The 15,804-nt window shown below is 70.0% G+C and carries 15 protein-coding genes; 3 read left to right on the forward strand and 12 right to left on the reverse strand.

The genetic code is table 11. The features are described 5' to 3' along the window. Positions 1–151 precede the first annotated feature (151 nt). The 9 genes from LRD69_RS29340 to LRD69_RS29380 form a co-directional block, all read right to left on the reverse strand. Positions 152–1,768 (reverse strand): AMP-binding protein, encoded by a 1,617-nt coding sequence (locus LRD69_RS29340; protein WP_277329540.1) that lies wholly within the window; start codon positions 1,766–1,768, stop codon positions 152–154. Positions 1,769–1,870: 102 nt separating this feature from the next. Next, on the reverse strand, positions 1,871–2,635 hold the full coding sequence (locus LRD69_RS29345) for an acetoacetate decarboxylase family protein (protein ID WP_277329541.1): 765 nt from the start codon (positions 2,633–2,635) through the stop codon (positions 1,871–1,873). Between the two features lie 83 nt (positions 2,636–2,718). Then, a complete protein-coding gene (locus LRD69_RS29350; protein ID WP_277329542.1) occupies positions 2,719–4,344 on the reverse strand; it encodes an AMP-binding protein in 1,626 nt (541 codons plus the stop codon). Positions 4,345–4,360: 16 nt separating this feature from the next. Then, positions 4,361–5,398, reverse strand: a complete 1,038-nt coding sequence (locus LRD69_RS29355; RefSeq protein ID WP_277329543.1) for an ABC transporter permease — start codon at positions 5,396–5,398, stop codon at positions 4,361–4,363. Further along, complete coding sequence (locus tag LRD69_RS29360; protein WP_277329544.1) at positions 5,395–6,336, reverse strand: ABC transporter permease; 942 nt, start codon at positions 6,334–6,336, stop codon at positions 5,395–5,397. The genes LRD69_RS29355 and LRD69_RS29360 overlap by 4 nt, the downstream gene beginning before the upstream one ends. Further along, positions 6,333–7,358 carry an ABC transporter ATP-binding protein gene (locus LRD69_RS29365; protein ID WP_277329545.1) on the reverse strand — a complete coding sequence of 342 codons (1,026 nt, stop codon included), beginning with the start codon at positions 7,356–7,358 and terminating at the stop codon, positions 6,333–6,335. The genes LRD69_RS29360 and LRD69_RS29365 overlap by 4 nt, the downstream gene beginning before the upstream one ends. Further along, positions 7,355–8,350, reverse strand: a complete 996-nt coding sequence (locus LRD69_RS29370; protein ID WP_277329546.1) for an ABC transporter ATP-binding protein — start codon at positions 8,348–8,350, stop codon at positions 7,355–7,357. Before LRD69_RS29370 ends, LRD69_RS29365 begins: the two co-directional genes overlap by 4 nt. A gap of 449 nt (positions 8,351–8,799) precedes the next feature. After that, the gene (locus LRD69_RS29375; RefSeq protein WP_277329547.1) at positions 8,800–8,934 is read right to left on the reverse strand and encodes a hypothetical protein; all 135 of its coding nucleotides are present in this window, start codon (positions 8,932–8,934) and stop codon (positions 8,800–8,802) included. Between the two features lie 335 nt (positions 8,935–9,269). After that, a complete protein-coding gene (locus LRD69_RS29380; protein WP_277329548.1) occupies positions 9,270–9,623 on the reverse strand; it encodes a DUF6204 family protein in 354 nt (117 codons plus the stop codon). Here LRD69_RS29380 and LRD69_RS29385 point away from each other — a divergent pair. Together LRD69_RS29385 and LRD69_RS29390 are read left to right on the forward strand one after the other, a co-directional pair. Beyond that, positions 9,616–9,771 carry a hypothetical protein gene (locus tag LRD69_RS29385; protein ID WP_277329549.1) on the forward strand — a complete coding sequence of 52 codons (156 nt, stop codon included), beginning with the start codon at positions 9,616–9,618 and terminating at the stop codon, positions 9,769–9,771. The genes LRD69_RS29380 and LRD69_RS29385 overlap by 8 nt on opposite strands. Before the next feature lie 95 nt (positions 9,772–9,866). After that, the gene (locus LRD69_RS29390; protein ID WP_277329550.1) at positions 9,867–11,837 is read left to right on the forward strand and encodes a DUF5107 domain-containing protein; all 1,971 of its coding nucleotides are present in this window, start codon (positions 9,867–9,869) and stop codon (positions 11,835–11,837) included. Positions 11,838–12,103: 266 nt separating this feature from the next. Here the strand turns inward: LRD69_RS29390 and LRD69_RS29395 are convergent, their stop codons facing one another. The 3 genes from LRD69_RS29395 to LRD69_RS29405 all read right to left on the reverse strand — a co-directional run bounded on the left by LRD69_RS29395 (position 12,104) and on the right by LRD69_RS29405 (position 14,941). Continuing rightward, positions 12,104–12,457 carry a VOC family protein gene (locus tag LRD69_RS29395; protein ID WP_277329551.1) on the reverse strand — a complete coding sequence of 118 codons (354 nt, stop codon included), beginning with the start codon at positions 12,455–12,457 and terminating at the stop codon, positions 12,104–12,106. Positions 12,458–12,520: 63 nt separating this feature from the next. Then, complete coding sequence (locus LRD69_RS29400) at positions 12,521–13,330, reverse strand: methyltransferase domain-containing protein (RefSeq protein ID WP_277329552.1); 810 nt, start codon at positions 13,328–13,330, stop codon at positions 12,521–12,523. 105 nt (positions 13,331–13,435) lie between these two features. Further along, complete coding sequence (locus LRD69_RS29405; protein WP_277329553.1) at positions 13,436–14,941, reverse strand: bifunctional phosphatase PAP2/diacylglycerol kinase family protein; 1,506 nt, start codon at positions 14,939–14,941, stop codon at positions 13,436–13,438. Between the two features lie 81 nt (positions 14,942–15,022). Between LRD69_RS29405 and LRD69_RS29410 the strand changes: the two genes are divergently transcribed. After that, positions 15,023–15,610, forward strand: a complete 588-nt coding sequence (locus tag LRD69_RS29410; RefSeq protein WP_277329554.1) for a TIGR03086 family metal-binding protein — start codon at positions 15,023–15,025, stop codon at positions 15,608–15,610. The last annotated feature ends 194 nt before the right edge of the window (positions 15,611–15,804 follow it).

The raw sequence follows: 15,804 nt of genomic DNA on the forward strand, positions 1-15,804 counted from the left end.
CGACGCGCTCGGGGCTGTGAGCCCGCCGGTGCGTCATTGCTCTGCCACACTGGCGTACATCTTCGTAAAATGTAAGTGGTTGTCAAAAGATCTCAACATTTATTTGAAGATGATCGTCACAATGGGCTCGACCGTGCGACCCGACGCTCGGTCAGGAGGGGGTGCCGGCGCCCTGTCGCCGTTCCCGATCGCGGAGTTCGGCCTTCTTGACCCGGTTGGTCCCTTCTGTCATCGGAAGGGACTCGAGGAACTCGACGTAGCGAGGAACCATGAAGCTCGCGGCCTTCGCCGCGACGTGCGCGATCAGTCCCGCCTCGTCGACCTCCGCGCCCGCGCGCCGGACGACGAACACCTTGATGTCCTCCTCACTCAGCTCGGAGGGAACGCCGATCGCGGCGCAGCCGGTCACGTCGGGATGGTCGAGGACCTCGCGCTCGACCTCGAAGGAGGAGACGTTCTCACCACGTCGACGGATGGCGTCCTTCGCGCGGTCGACGAAGTAGAAGCGCCCGTGATCGTCGTAGCGGAACGCGTCCCCGGTGTGGAACCAGCCGTTGCGCCAGGCTTCAGCGGTGGCGTCGGGACGGCCGAGGTAGCCGGCGTTCAGGGTCCACGGAACGTCGGTGCGGCACACCAGCTCGCCGACCTGTCCGGGTCCCAGTGGCTGGTCGTGCTCGTCGACGACGCGCACCCGGTAGCCCGGATGCCCCGAGCGCACCTGACCACAGCTGCGCCAGTCCTCGACCGACCAGTCGCTGACGAGCGGGATGCTCACCTCGGTCATGTTGAAGCTGGTGCACACCCGCACGCCGAACCTCACCCCGAAGTCACGGTGCTCCGCGACGAGCGGCACCATCAGGACCTCGGCGAGGTGGTTCTCCGCGTCGTGCTCGGTCGCCGGCGCCTGGTGAAGGATCGCGGCCATGGCTGAGACCAGGCCCACCGTGGTGCAGCCGTACCTCTCGACATCGGTCCAGAAGGCCGAAGCGCTGAACACGTGCCGAATGACGGTCGGCGCGCCGTACTCGATGCCCAGGCAGACGAACAGGCGCCCGCCGATGTGGTTCGGCGGGAACGGCCCGTAGATGACCTTGTCGCGGTTCAGCGTTCCGTCAGGGAAGGTACCCATGGCGGTGGCGTGCACCTGGCCCCAGGGAACCAGGACGCCCTTGGACGTCCCGGTCGTCCCCGAGGTGTAGATGACCGCGGCGAGGTCTGAGGCCGCGGGACGGTGACTTCGTGCGGGTGAAGGTGAGGACGTCAACCTGCCCTGCTGAGCAAGCTCGGAGAGGCCGATGATCGAGGCCTCACCCAGCCGGAGACCGGGAGGCCGTTCGCCGCGGACGATCACGGCCCTCAGCCGCGCCGCCACCGCGGTGAGCTCCGGACTCCGTTGCAGCTCGTGAAGGAGCCCGGCCTCGATGATGAGCACCTGTGCGGTGGAGTCGCTGAGGATGTGTTCGAGCATGCGTCCCCGGTACCGGGTGCCGATCGGGACCTCCACCGCGTCCAGCGCCGCGAGCGCGAACCAGATCCGGTAGGTGTCGATCGAGTGCGGCAGCATCGTGGCGACTGTGCTGCCAGGGCTGACGCCCAGCTCTTCGAGCCGGTCGGCCAACGCGCTCGCGTCAGCATGGAGTTCGGCGTAGGTGATCCGAGCTCCGGTCTCGGCCTCGACCAGGCAGGTCCTGGTCGGTTCGGTGACGGCCCGCTCGGCGAGGACGACCGGGGTCGTACGGGCGCCGAGCCCGTCGGGAGACAGATCCATCCGCGGAGTTCCTTCTCTCGTGTCCGGCTTCGGGCAGCCGGACGACAGGTCGATGCATGCCGAGAGGCTGACCGCGCTATCGGTGCGGAGAAGCTGACCGCACTATCGGCGCGGGAACACCGGCGAGGTGGACGGGCTCGCCTCGGCAGCCGTGTCGTATCTGTGCAGCACGCGGCCGTGCTTGAGTACGGAGTCGAACCGGCCGTAGGTGGCGTGGACCATCCGGTTGACCGGCAGCGCGGCCCAAGGGTCAGCCGGGGACCGCGAGTCGAAGGAGAGGCTGCCCGGCCCGCTGAACAGCATCGGACGCCCGTCGCTGCCGAGATGGACACTGCTCTCGATCGTCACCTCGACCAGCTCGCACACCTCCGGCGCAGCGCCCTGCTCCGGGCTGGGGATGACCTTGAGGAAGACCATCGGGACATCCTCGCCACCACGCGGCACCAGCGGATCCCGCGGCCTGATCACGCCGGTGGCGATTCGGTTGAGACCCGCCGGCCGGTCGACGTGGCAGCTGATCACAGCGTTCGCGCGGGTGAAGCCGATGTCGCCGAGGAGCTTCGGTGCACCCCAGATCTCGCGCCCGGCGATCAGGCCGACATCACCGGTCACGATCAGGTACGGGCAGTACAGCACCCGGCGCCCCTCCCACAGGCAGGAGATCGCCAGGATCGCCTCCCGGTACGGACCCAGCGTGGAGAACGTGAAGTCGGCGAACATCACCCTGGCCCGGGCCGGCTCGTGAGCCAGGACCAGACCCTCGGGCACGAGAGCCGCTGCCGCAGCGCTGTCGGTCTCGAAGTCGAACGTCGCCATCTCGGTGCCGCGGAAGTAGTGCGGGGGCGGGTCGATGTTCGTGCCGCTCACCGGTCCGGTGTACCCGAAACGATCGACGCTCAGCGTGCCCGGACGCCCGGCGCCCGCAGACGAGGGGATGGTGGGAACCACGATCAGCCCGCCGATCCGCTAGCCGTGAGCGAGCTCGCCTGCTCGCGCCGTTGCGCCTCGAGGGCGCGCAGTTCGGACTTCTTGACCTTGTTGGTCGCCTCGGTCACCGGCAGCGCGTCGAGGAACTCGATGTACTGAGGCACCATGAACGAGGCTGCCTTCTCCCGTACGTGCTCGGCCAGGAGCGCCTCGGTCAGCTCCGAGCCGGGACGCTTGACGACGAACACCTTGATGTCCTCCTCACTCAGCTCGGAGGGAACGCCGATCGCGGCGCAGTCGATCACGTCGGGATGGTCGAGGACCTCGCGCTCGACCTCGAAGGAGGAGACGTTCTCGCCGCGTCTGCGAATGGCGTCCTTGGTGCGGTCGACGAAGTAGAACTGCCCCTGCTCGTCGTACCGGAACGCGTCCCCGGTGTGGAACCAGCCGTTGCGCCAGGCTTCAGCGGTGGCGTCGGGACGGCCGAGGTAGCCGGCGTTCAGGGTCCACGGCGCGTCGGTGCGACACACCAGCTCTCCGACCTCGCCGGGTCCGAGCGGATTGTCGTCCGCGTCGACGATCCTCAGCTCGTAACCCGGGTAGCCCGGACGGACCCGACCGCAGCTGCGCCAGTCCTCGAAGTCCCAGCCGCTGTGCAGGGGGATGCTGGTCTCGGTCATGTTGTAGTCGGTGCACACCCGGACGCCGAAACGCTGCTGGAACCGGTCGTACTCGGCGATCAGTGGCACCATGAGCACGTCATGCAGGGGGTTGTCGGCCTCGTGCTCGTTGACCGGGGTGTTCCACAGGATCGAGGCCATCGCCGAGACCAACGCCGTGGTCGTGCAGCGGTACTTCTGGATGTCGACCCAGAACGCGGAGGCGCTGAAGGTGTTCCGCAGGACGACCGGGACGCCGTGCAGAATCCCGAGGCACGGGAACAGCCGGCCACCGACGTGGTTGGGCGGGAACGGCCCGTAGATCACCATGCCGGGTTCGAAGGTGCCGTCCGGGAACGCGCCGAGCGTGGTCGCGTGGATCTGCCCCCACGGGATCAGCACCCCTTTCGAGGGCCCGGTGGTGCCGGAGGTGTAGAGCACCATGGCCAGGTCGTGCGGGGCGACCGCCTCCCGCTCGGGCAGGGGCTCGACGTCGGCGGCCTTGCGCAGGTCGTCCAGGGACCGGACGTCGAAGCCGCCCGGAACCTCGGCCGTGCCGGCGCCCCTGACGATCACCGTGGCGAGCGTCGGGAGATCGCCGTCGCCGAGAACCGGGGCGAGCTCGGCGAGATGCGCCTCGTCGACGATCAGGACCCGGGCGCCCGAGTCCTGAAGGATGTGCTTGAGCATCCTGCCGCGGTACTTGGTCCCGATCGGCACCTCCAGCGCGGCCAGGTGCGTCAGCCCGAACCAGATCCGGTAGGTGTCCACCGAGTGCGGAAGCATGGTGGCCACCGTGTCGCCCGCGCCGACGCCGAGGCCGCGCAGTCCCTGGGCCAGTCGTCGCGCGTCCTCGTTCAGTTCGTGGAAGGTGACGCTGTGGTCGGTCTCGGCCTCGATGAGGCAGATGTCGCTTCCTGCACGCTGAGCCCGCTCGGCGAGCAGCGCGGGAAACATCTCGGTGCCCGGTCGATGCTGGGTGTCGTTCACGTCCGTGGTTCTCCTGCTAGGTAAGTGGTGCGGACCGAGTCGGTGCCTCGGCACGCTTCTGAGTCCGGGCGAGGCGGCCTGCCCGGGGTCGTGCCCTGCGGGTGCCCTTGCGTCCGAGAACCCGGGGGGAGGATCCCTTCAGGCGCCGCCGGGTACTGGCGACCGGGTCGAGCGCGTCCCGCAACGAGTCGCCGAGGGTGTTGAACGCCAGAACCGTCAGGGCGATCGCGAGGCCGGGCGGGTAGACGCCCGCCGGGTTGCTCGAGATGAACTGTGCCGCTCGTTGCAGCATGATTCCGAAGCTCGGGTCCGGATACTGCACGCCCAGCCCGACGAACGAGAGGCTCGCCTCGGCAATGACCGCGAGACCGAGCATGAACGTGGTCTGGATGATGACCGGCTGCATGCAGTTCGGTACGACGTGGCGCAGTGCGGTGCGCCAACTGGGGCTGCCGAAGGTGACGGCCGCATCGACGTAGACCCGCTCCTTGACCACGAGTACCTGTCCGCGGGTGACGCGAGCGATGCTGGGGGAGAAGACGATGCCGACCGCGGTCATCGAGTGCACCAGCCCGGGTCCCAGAACCGCCGTGATCCCGATCGCGATGACGATGCCGGGGAACGACAGCAGTGTGTCGGCGATGCGCATCAGCACCGCGTCGACCCAGCCACCACGCAGGCCGGCCAGCAGGCCGACGGGCACCCCGATCGCCAGCGCCAGGCTCACGGCGATGAAGGCGGCCGTCATCGACGCCCGCGCTCCGTGAACCAGGCGCGCCCACACGTCCCGGCCGAGGTCGTCGGTCCCGAGCCAGTGCTGCCACGAGATACCGTTGAACGGTTCGAAGTCCTGCGCCGAGGGGGAGTACCGCGCGGTCAGCGGCGCGAGGAGGGCCAACCCGGCGAGCAGGATCAGGAAGCACGTCGCCAGCCGCGAGCGGGTGTCACCCCACAGGCACTGGTACAGGACGCTGTTACGGCGGCGCCGGGATGACGGACTGGTCTCTGCCGCTGCGGAGGCGACGACCGGAACAGGAGTCTGGATATCGGTCATGTTCGGATCCTCGGGTCGAAGATCCTGTATGACGCGTCCACCACGAAGTTGGTCAGGATCACCATGAAAGCCATGACGAGAACTACACCCTCCACGACCGGGTAGTCCTTGTTCTGCGCTGCGCCGACCACCAGGCTGCCGATGCCCGCGATGCCGAAGACGGCCTCGACGACGACTGTGGCGCCCAGGAAGCGGCTCACCTGCAGGCCGATCACCGTCATCAGCGGCACGGCAGCGCCCTTCAACGCGTGCCGCCACACCGTTTGCCGCTCAGGGAGGCCCTTGGCCCGCAGGGTGCGGACGTGGTCCGAGGCGAGGGTTTCGATCAGCACCGCGCGGAGCTGTCGCGCGATCTCCGCCGCCCCCGCGATCCCGAGCGCGATCGCGGGCAGGACCAGATGCTGGAGGGCGAGCCCCGGGTCGGTGCTGAAGCCGACGAACCCGGTCGCAGGGAACCATCCGAGGTTCAGCGCGAACACCGAGACCAGCACGAGGCCGAGCCAGAAGCTGGGCATCGCGGCGCCGGCCGCGGAGGCCGAGGTGATCACTGTGTCCACCGGCTGGTTCGCGCGGCGGGCCGAGACGACTCCGGCAGCGACACCCAGGGTGATCGCGACGCCCAGCGCGCCGATGACCAGGGTGAGCGTGGGAGGCAGCGTACGGCTGATCTCGCTGACCACGCTGGTTCCCGACGTGATCGACGTCCCCAGGTCGCCGTGCAGCGCGTAGGTCAGCCAGTGCCAGTACTGGACCAGGATCGGCTGGTCGAAGCCCTGCTGCTCGCGGATGGCCTCGATTTGCCCAGTCGTCGCGCCTTCGCCGGCCATCGCGATGGCGGGGTCGCCGGGAGCCAGCTGGACCAGCACGAAGATACCGAAGCTGGCGAGCAGCACCGTCGGGATCAAGGCGAGGACCCGTCCCACCAATAGCCGTTTCATGCTCTCCTCCCGGTCAACGTGAGCTCTTCGGCGCGGTGGCAGGCGACGAACGTGTCGTCGTCGATGTGCCGCAGGGAGGGCTGTTCCTCGGCGCACCGCTCCGCGACGTACGGACAGCGGGTCCGGAACCGGCACCCCGACGGGGGACTGGCCGCACTCGGGACGTCACCGCTGACCATCGGGGTCTGCGGCGTGCGATGGGTCGACGGGCGCGCTTCCGGTTCGGCGGCCAGCAGGGCCTCGGTGTAGGGGTGCCGTGGTCGGGACGTGAGCGATTCGACCGGAGCGATCTCCGCAAGCCGGCCCAGGTACATCACCCCGACGCGGTCGGCTAGGTGCGAGACCACGCCGAGGTCGTGGGAGATGAACAGGACCGAGATGCCCAGGTCCTGCTGGAGGCTGAGAAGCAGGTTGATGATGCCCGCTTGGATCGACACGTCGAGTGCGGAGACCGCTTCGTCGCACACCAACAACTCGGGCTCCAGGGCGAGCGCCCGGGCGATGTTGACGCGCTGTTTCTGTCCACCGGACATGGCGTGGGGCTTACGGTCCAGGTGGGTCTCGTCTAGGCCGACCCGGTGAAGGAGGTCGAGTACCCGGGCCCTCAGCTCGCTCCTGGCCACCCGGCTGCCCCCGAGCTTGAGCGGTTCGGCGACCGCCTGGAACACCGTCATCCGTGGGTCGAGCGACTCGTGCGGGTCCTGGAAGACCATCTGCACGCGCCGGCGTGCGCGGCGCAGTTCCTTGCCCTTGAGCTGGTCGAGACGGGTCGTGCCGAGGCTGACTGAACCGCTGCCGATCGGAGCCAGTCGCATCACGGCCTTCGCGACGCTCGACTTGCCGGAGCCGGACTCTCCGATGAGTCCGAAGACGTCGCCGGTCCCGATCTCGAAGGAGACGCCGTCCACGGCGCGCAGGGGCTCGGACTGGCCGGGAAGCTTGTAGTGGACCGCCAGGTTCTCGACCGAGAGCAAGGCCGACGGATTGCTGTGGCCGGTGGCGGTCATCGGCTGCGTGCTCATCGCTGCTCTTGGGGGACGGCACCGGCGAGCGCGAGCTCGTCCTGGCGACAGCAACGAACTCCGCGGTCGCCGGTCCGGATCTCTGGTTGCGGTGCGAGGCACTCTTCGAGGGCATGGGAGCACCGGGGCTGGAAACGGCAGCCGGGCGGCATCGCCGTCAGCGCGGGAACCCGGCCCTGGATGGCAAAGAGCGGTTGCCTACGCCTCTCGCTACGCGGGATCGCCTGGATCAGGCCTGATGTGTACGGATGCTTCGGGCCGGCCAATGCTTGATCGACGCTGCACTGCTCGACGATCTCGCCGGCATACATCGTGTGGATCCGGCTGCAGGTTTCTGCGACGACCCCGAGGTCGTGGGTGATCAGCAGGACGGCGGTCCCGTGCTCCTGGCTCAGCCGGTGAAGCAGTCGGAGGATTTGGGCCTGCACCGTGACGTCGAGTGCTGTGGTGGGTTCGTCGGCGATGAGGACCGACGGTTCGCAGACCAGGGCCATGGCGATCATGACCCGCTGGCGCATACCTCCGGAGAGCTGATGGGGGTAGGCCTTGAGGCGCGACGCGGCGTCGGGGATGCCGACGTCAGTGAGGATCTGGAACGCTCGGTCGGCAGCAGCACGCCGGGAGACCTTCTGGTGTGCCCGGATCGTCTCGCTGATCTGGTCCCCGATGCGGAACAGCGGATCGAGGGCCGTCATTGGTTCCTGGAAGATCATACTGATCTCGCGGCCTCGCGCCGCGGCGCGCTCAGTCGGCGACAGGGTGAGGAGGTCGCGGCCGTTGAGCAGGACCGAACCGGTCGTGCGGCTCAGGCCCGGAGTGAGCAGCCCCATGATCGCCAGCGACGTGACGGACTTGCCGCTGCCGCTCTCACCGACCAGGCCGACGATCTCGCCTTCCGCTACGCTCAGGGACACGTCCCGAACCGCCTGGACCTCCCCGTCGAGCGTCTGCAGGTGGACGCCGAGGTTGCGGAGCTCGAGCGCTGCTGCCATGTCAGCCCCCCACCTTGACATTCGACGTCACCACGGTGCCGTAGGGTCGGTTCCTGGCGCCGTCAGGGGGCACTAGGTCCCGCACGTTGTTCCTCATGAGTGCATCTCCATCCGGCTCATTGCGCGTGCTTCCCGGGGGTGTTTTCAATGTCTCGTGCTCAACGCACAGAGAGGAAAGGGACGTCGACCTAGGGGTGACCACGCCTAGCTGGAGCGCCACACCTGCAGCGTTGATGCGCACTGTGAAGCCCTCTTCCCCCGCAACTAGCCCGGTCTGACATCCCTGATGTGTCGCCTGCCACGCTGACGCACGCGACCCAAAAATGCAAGGCATTGTCAAAAGAAGCGATTGGTCAGATGCGAGTCGGAATCCCGAGATACTTCGGGCGCCTGGGCTGCTCCAGGGCAGGCCGTGCCCTGGCTGACGCTCTGCGTAAATGCGTCGTGGGTCAGTGGGCTGCGCGCAGGTCGCTCGACCTGGGGCCGTCCCCGCCGGACATGGCTGTGATGTCCTCGGCAGCGTCGTCGCGGGAGCCGAGGCGGACCTCGGCGAAGTCGACCACCTCGAGGCACATCTGAGTCACGCCTGCCGTCTGCCCATAACTACTGAAGCTAGACCGCCTCGTTCCCGGCCACCAGGAGGGCGGCAAGCAGGCGGCCGTACACGTCGCCGCCCGGGTCGACACCGGCTTCGCGAGGGCGAGTGCTGTCGGAGGTGTCCAGAGGGCTGCGGAGTCATTGTTTCCACCTCGATCGCGGTACCCAGAAGCGGGCTGAGCCAGGGACTTTTCAGGGACTTTCAGCTCTGTCAGAGGGACTTTTCGCGGGACGATCCGGCGTGTAAACCGGTAAGCCCGTGACAGAGCCGAATGTAGAGAAATGCCTGGTCAGCGCTCCTGTAGCAGCCATCGGCCCGCCGTTACGCCGCCCCTGACGTCCGCCGACCCTTGTAGTTGATCTTCATGGTGTCCATGTCCGTCGCGGTGGAGCGAAGCCGGCCATAGCCGTACCCGTACCCCTTGAGCGTCGTCTCCGCCCTGTCCTCGGCGATCGCGGAGGCCATCTCCTCGCCGTCCCCGGCATCCGAGACGACCAGGTACCGGAAGCTGAAATGCTTGAGCACCGCGTCGTAGGTGAGCGAGCCCTCCTCGGTGAACTGCATGGCCGCCAGGCCGTGCTGCTCCACCTCGGCCAGCAGACGGGCGCGGGCCTCGTCGGTGAGGCCTTCCCAGGTGCCGCGCACGATCACTCGGTAGGTGTGCTGGGTGCTCATCGTCTTCTTCGCTTCCCTGGCTCGAGTCTTCGAGGATCAAGGCTACGACGGCGACGCGGTGCGGGGCTCGGCATTTACGGGGCCCCGGCCCGGCACGGCCGGTACGCCGCCCACCGGTCCGATCATGGCGGCTTTTGCCGAAGAGTGACGGCTGCGCCCCTGGTCGGCGCGGCTTTGAGCGTGTTCGATGGTCATCGGGGGCGCCCGGACCTGCGGCGGCCCGCGCGAGGGAGCGAGGTTGCCTTGGCCACGACCGTACGACGTGCCGTACTGACACTGCCCGCCGCACCGCTGGGGGCGGAGAACCCACTGCCGGCGCTGCGGCCGCTCGACGAGATGCACGTCGTCGACGACCGCGACCGGGCCGCACTGCCGCGCGACATGGCACGGCAGATCGGTTACGAGCCGCTGGCCACCGTTCTGCCGGTGCGCATTCTCGACGGGTACGGGCGCGAGCGCACCCCTACCGAACTGGACGCGATCATCATCGAGAACGACCGGATCCGGGCCACCGTGCTGCCCGGGCTCGGTGGCCGCATCCACTCCCTCCACCACAAGCCGACCGGCCGCGAGCTGCTCTACACCAACCCCGTCCTGCAGCCGGCTGACTTCGCGCTCAACGGTGCATGGTTCTCCGGCGGCATCGAGTGGAACATCGGCGCGACCGGCCACACCACACTGTCCTGCGCCCCGGTACACGCTGCGCGTGTCCCCGCCCCCGACGGCGGTGAGATGGTCCGTCTCTGGGAGTGGGAGCGGCTGCGTGACCTGCCGTACCAGGTGGACCTGTGGCTGCCGGAGGACTCCGACTTCCTCCATGTGGGGGTACGGATACGCAACCCGCACGAGCGCACCGCACCCGTCTACTGGTGGTCCAACATCGCGGTCCCCGAGGGCGCGCGGACCAGGGTCCTGGCCCCTGCCGACGAGGCCTGGCACTTCGGATACGCGCGGACCCTGACCCGGGTGCCGGTGCCGGAGACCGGTTCCATCGACCGCACGTACCCGCTACGCAGCGATTTCCCCGCCGACTACTTCTACGAGGTACCCGACGGCGCGCGCCGCTGGATCGCCTCCCTCGACGAGGACGGGCACGGACTCGTCCAGACCTCCACCGACCTGCTGCGCGGCCGCAAGCTCTTCATCTGGGGCAGCGGGGCCGGCGGCCGCCGGTGGCAGCAGTGGCTCACCGAACCCGGCACCGTCGGCTACGCGGAGATCCAGGCCGGACTCGCCCGCACCCAGCTGGAGCACATCCCGCTCGAACCCGGCGCCGAGTTCAGCTGGCTGGAGTCGTACGGACCACTGAGCGCCGACCCCGGTGCCGTGCACGGCGACGACTGGGCCGCGGCCCGCACCGAGGCCGAGCAGCGGCTCGCCGCGGCGCTGCCGCGCGCCGATGTCGACGCCGCGTACGCGGCCTGGCGCCCGCACGCCGACACGGAGCCCGGCGAGTCCCTCGCCACCGGCTCCGGCTGGGGCGCCCTTGAGGTCCGGCGCGGCAAGTACGAGCTCCCGGGAACGCCGTTCGCCGAGTCCACGCTCGGCGAACAGCAGGCACCCTGGCTCGGCCTGCTCGACCAGGGCACCTTCCCCGAGCCGCGCCGGGTGGTGCCGCCCGGACCGTCGCTCGTCTCCGCCCACTGGCGCGACATGCTGGAGACGGCGCCCGCCGCACCGCTCACCGAGTACCACCTCGGCGTCGCGCAGTGGCACGCGGGCGACCGCGCGCAGGCGGTCCGCAGCTGGGAGCGAGGTCTGGCCCTCGCCCCGTCCCGCTGGCCGCTGCTGCGCTGCCTGGCCGTCGCCGCCCAGGAGGGCGGCCAGTGCGACAGGGCTGCCGACCACTATGCCGAGGCGTTCGAGGATCTCTGTGCGGAGCGCCGGGACGACGGCGACGCCTGGACGGCCGCCACCACCGCCCTCGGCCGCGAGGCGATCGAGGCGCTGCTGTCCGCAGGGCGGCCCGAGAAGGCCCGCGCCGTCTGGGCCGGACTGCGGCCGGCGATCCGGCAGCGCGGCCGGTTCCGCCTGTTGGAGGCCCGCCTCCTGCTCGCCGAGGGCGACCGTGCGGCGGCGCGGGCGGTATTCGACGAGGGCTTCGAGGTTGCGGACCTGCGCGAAGGGGCGGAGATCCTGGACGAGGTCTGGGCCGCGGTCAGCGACGATCCGCTGCCCGACGTGTACAACTACCGGATGCGGCCGAAGAGTTGAACGAGTGCGGGCAGGTGCGGAGCGACGTGTGATCGTGTGGGGGGAACGGGGCGTTCGGCAACGGCAGGACCACGCCGGTTGCCGAACCGCACCGGCGGTGACCCGGCGCCCTCGCCCACGGCCCGAGCGGATCGGTCACGTCCTGCGCGACACCGTGGAGGTGCCCCTCCGGACGGCGAGCGGCCCACGTGCGAACGGGCGGACACGGCGTCGGCGCACGGGGCGTGGAGCGGTGGTGACGTCCGCCTCGACCGGAACCTGCCGGCTCAGGCCGGCAGGTTCCGGTCGACGTACTCGAAGACCGACCCGTCCGGGTGGACGGCGATCAGGTTCCGCCCGACCGGAGTCGGCACCGGGCCCGCGACGATGCGGGCGCCGACCCGGGTCAGTGACTCGTGTGCGTCGTCGACATTCTTCACCGCGATCGTCGCCGTCACCCTGCGCAGGATCTCCAGCTCCGACTCGGGCCCGCTCATCAGCAGGAAGCAGCTGATCGCGGCGACCGAGACGCCGCCGCGCTCGAAGCGCAGCGCCCGGCCGGCCGTCAGATCCTCGTAGAAGGCCACCGCGGCCTCCAGGTCGTCGACGCATATACGCAGCGTGGTGCCCAGAATCTCCATACGGATCAGGGTAGTTGGCGGGCCCGGCCCCTGTGATCGATTCCGGGCCGGCTTCCGGGCGGGTCAGGCGCGGCAGAGCACCTCGCCGTGCGGGACCATGAACCACGCGTCGTCCTGTTCACCCCAGCCGTGCCAGGCCGCCGCGATCTCGGCCAGCTGCGTGGCGGTCGCATGGCCGCCGTCCACGGCCAGCTTCGCGTACACCGAGCCGACCGTGCGGTCCGCCCACAGGGTGCTCCACCAGACCCGGTTCTCGGGGGTGGCGAAACACCAGGCGGCGGCCGACGGGGTGATGTCGGTGAAGCCCGCCTGCCGGGCCCAGGAGAGCAGCCGGCGGCCCGCGTCCGGCTCGCCGCCGTTGGCCCGGGCCACCCGGCCGTACAGCTCCAGCCATGTGTCCAGGCCGGGCACTTCGGGGTACCAGGTCATCGCCGCGTAGTCGCTGTCGCGGGCGGCCACGATGCCGCCGGGGCGGCAGACCCGCCGCATCTCGCGCAGTGCCTGCACCGGGTCGCCCACGTGCTGGAGCACCTGGTGGGCGTGGACGACGTCGAAGGACGCGTCGGGGAAGTCCAGGTCGTGCACGTCGGCGATGGCGAACTCGACGTTGTCCAGACCGCGTTCGGCGGCCACCCCGGCGGCCTGGTCCAGGATCCCCTGATCCGTGTCGACCGCGGTCACCCGGCCGGGGGCGACCAGCGCCGCCAGGTCCGCGGTGATCGTGCCGGGTCCGCAGCCGATGTCCAGCACCGCCAGGCCGGGGCGGAGTTCAGCGGTCAGATACGCCGCGGAGTTGGCGGCGGTGCGCCAGCGGTGCGAGCGCAGCACCGACTCGTGGTGGCCGTGGGTGTAGACGGCGGTCTCCTTCGGCATGGCTGTGCGTCCTCTCTCGGAGTGTGAGGTGAAGCGCTGAGCGATGCGTCGACCGTACGCCGAGATGTCGGATGGTGAGATAGGGGTCTTGCGATGTGGACAGCCCTATATCGGCAGCGGGCAGTACACGGTCAGTGCCTCCGGGAGCTTGTCGATCAGCAACTCCCTTTCGCTTTCCGCGACTTCTCCGTCGTAGGCGTAAGGAGTCCCAGGGGTCAGCCCGGAGATGCGCACCTGACGGCGGCGCTCCGCTGCGTGGACGGGGGAGCGGGTCAGCGGGCCCGCGACGGCTGCCGCGAGCAGACGCAGGCCGGGCGAGCGGCCGCCGTGCACCACGCGCAGGTCCAGCAGGCCGTCCGCCAGGTTGTGCCGCCGTCCCGGCGCCGGTCCCACCCGCTGGAACATGCCGTTGCCCACGAACAGCAGCCACAGCGGCCGCCGCCTGCCCTGCAGCTCGGCCTCCAGCGGGCGCTGCCCGCGCAGGACGTGGAACGCCGCCACCAGGCCCGCCGGCCAGCTGCCGATGCGCGGTGCCCAGTGCTCGCGGGACCGGACCAGTTCCGGGTAGACGCCCAGACTGAACGCGTTGAGGAAGTAGCCGGGCGCACCGTCGCGCGCTGACGGCCCCGGCCGGAAGCGGCCCACGTCCACCCGTACCGCGTCACCCGCGGCGAGCGCCGCACAGACGTCGTCCACCGTCTCGATGCCCAGGTCGTACGCGAAGTGGTTGAGGGTTCCGCCCGGGAACACCGCGAGCGGCACACCGTGCGAGGCGGCGACGGCCGCGGCACTGTTGACCGTGCCGTCGCCGCCGCAGATGCCCAGGGCGCGGCCCCGTCCGGCCGCCCTCTCCAGCTCGGCGGAGAGGTCACCGGGTGCGCACTCCACCACCTCGGCGAGCGGCAGCGAGTTCCGCACCAAGGAGGCCGTGGCCGTCGCGGTCCCGGACTCCCGGTTGGCGACGACCACCAGGCCCCGGCCGCCCGGCAGCGCGGGCGCGTGGGCCGGCGGTCTGCCCGGTGCGGGCAGCTGTCCACGCGTCGGTACGACACCGCGCAGAGCGAACGCAGCGCCTGCGCCGAGCACGGCCCCTGCCACTACATCACTCGGATAGTGGACCCCGGTGTACACCCGGGAGGCCGCGACGGCCAGGGCGAGCGGGGCGACCGCCGCGCCCCAACCCTTCGATTCGAGGGCGACACCCGTCGCGAAGGCCGCGGCCGATGCGGCGTGTCCCGACGGGAAGGACGTGGTGAAGGGCTGGCGCTTGAGCTGCCGCAGCACCGGGACGACGTCCTGGAGCGGCCGCTCCCTGCGCACCGCGCCCTTTCCCACGGTGTTGATCGCGGCCGAGGCCACGGCCAGCGAGGCGACCCCGCGCAGCGCGGCCCGGCGGGCCCGGGCGCTGCTGCCGAGCGCCGCCATGCCCACGGCGGCGCCGAACCACAGCAGTCCGTGGTCGGCGGCGCGGCTCAGCCGCGGCAGTACGTGGTCGGCGCCCGGCCAGTGTCTGCCCGCCACACCCCGGAAGACGGCGAGGTCGCGTTGATGCAGCCAGGTCCGCAGACCGGTGGACGACGGGACGGGCGAAGCGTGGCTCGGTGAGGACATGGGAGTGCGGATACCCTCCTCGGTCGTGCCCAAGCGCAAGCCGCGCTCGCGCACGGATCTCAGGGCGGAGACAGTGGTCACATGGCATCTTCTTCCCCCGGTCCGGAACTTCTCGACCGTCACGCCGAGGCGTTGCGGCTCTTCACCGACCGGGTGCACGCCGTCCGGGACGACCAATGGTCCGCGGCGACGCCGTGCACCCAGTGGTCCGTCCGTGATCTGGTCGCCCATCTCACGACCGAGCAGCTCTGGGTCCCGCCGCTGGTGACGGAGGGCCGCACCGTCGCCGAAGTCGGTGACGCCGTCGACGGCGATGTGCTCGGCGACGATCCGGCCGCCGCGTGGGACCGGGCGGCGGCAGACGCCCGCACGGCGCTCGCGGCCCCCGGGGCGCTGGAGCGGACGGTGAATCTCTCGTACGGGGACACCGCCGCCGACGCGTACTGCGCGCAGATGATCAGCGACGCGGTGATTCACGCCTGGGACCTCTCCCGGGCGATCGGCGCCGACGAACGACTGCCGGAGGAACTGGTCGGGTTCACACGGCGCGAGGTCGGACCGTACGCGAAGGGTCTGTCGCAGACCGGCCTGTTCGCCCCGGCGGTCGAGACCACGGAGGATGCCGACCCGCAGACCGAACTGCTCGCCCTGCTCGGCCGCAGGGCCTGACGCAGCCGGTCGGGGCGTCGTGGACCGGCGTGCGGGGCGGGCGCAGGACTCCGCCGCGACGGGGTGCGGCGTGCCCGCACCGGCATTGCCGCAAGTGGGTCGCGACCAGTCCGCGTTCGTGATTCCGGCCCGTGGGCGAAGTGTCGAACACGAGAGGTGGGTGTACCACCACGGCGAACCGGGATGCAGTCGAC

Source organism: Streptomyces sp. JH14, from assembly GCF_029428675.1.
Taxonomy (GTDB): domain Bacteria; phylum Actinomycetota; class Actinomycetes; order Streptomycetales; family Streptomycetaceae; genus Streptomyces.

What these genes read in the sequence shown, in the direction of transcription:
- LRD69_RS29370 (WP_277329546.1), bottom strand. Translation starts at nt 8,350, where the DNA reads ATGGCAGCAGCGCTCGAGCTCCGCAACCTCGGCGTCCACCTGCAGACG.
- LRD69_RS29360 (WP_277329544.1), bottom strand. Translation starts at nt 6,336, where the DNA reads ATGAAACGGCTATTGGTGGGACGGGTCCTCGCCTTGATCCCGACGGTG.
- LRD69_RS29400 (WP_277329552.1), bottom strand. Translation starts at nt 13,330, where the DNA reads ATGCCGAAGGAGACCGCCGTCTACACCCACGGCCACCACGAGTCGGTG.
- LRD69_RS29365 (WP_277329545.1), bottom strand. Translation starts at nt 7,358, where the DNA reads ATGAGCACGCAGCCGATGACCGCCACCGGCCACAGCAATCCGTCGGCC.
- LRD69_RS29355 (WP_277329543.1), bottom strand. Translation starts at nt 5,398, where the DNA reads ATGACCGATATCCAGACTCCTGTTCCGGTCGTCGCCTCCGCAGCGGCA.
- LRD69_RS29395 (WP_277329551.1), bottom strand. Translation starts at nt 12,457, where the DNA reads ATGGAGATTCTGGGCACCACGCTGCGTATATGCGTCGACGACCTGGAG.
- LRD69_RS29340 (WP_277329540.1), bottom strand. Translation starts at nt 1,768, where the DNA reads ATGGATCTGTCTCCCGACGGGCTCGGCGCCCGTACGACCCCGGTCGTC.
- LRD69_RS29405 (WP_277329553.1), bottom strand. Translation starts at nt 14,941, where the DNA reads ATGTCCTCACCGAGCCACGCTTCGCCCGTCCCGTCGTCCACCGGTCTG.
- LRD69_RS29380 (WP_277329548.1), bottom strand. Translation starts at nt 9,623, where the DNA reads ATGAGCACCCAGCACACCTACCGAGTGATCGTGCGCGGCACCTGGGAA.
- LRD69_RS29410 (WP_277329554.1), top strand. Translation starts at nt 15,023, where the DNA reads ATGGCATCTTCTTCCCCCGGTCCGGAACTTCTCGACCGTCACGCCGAG.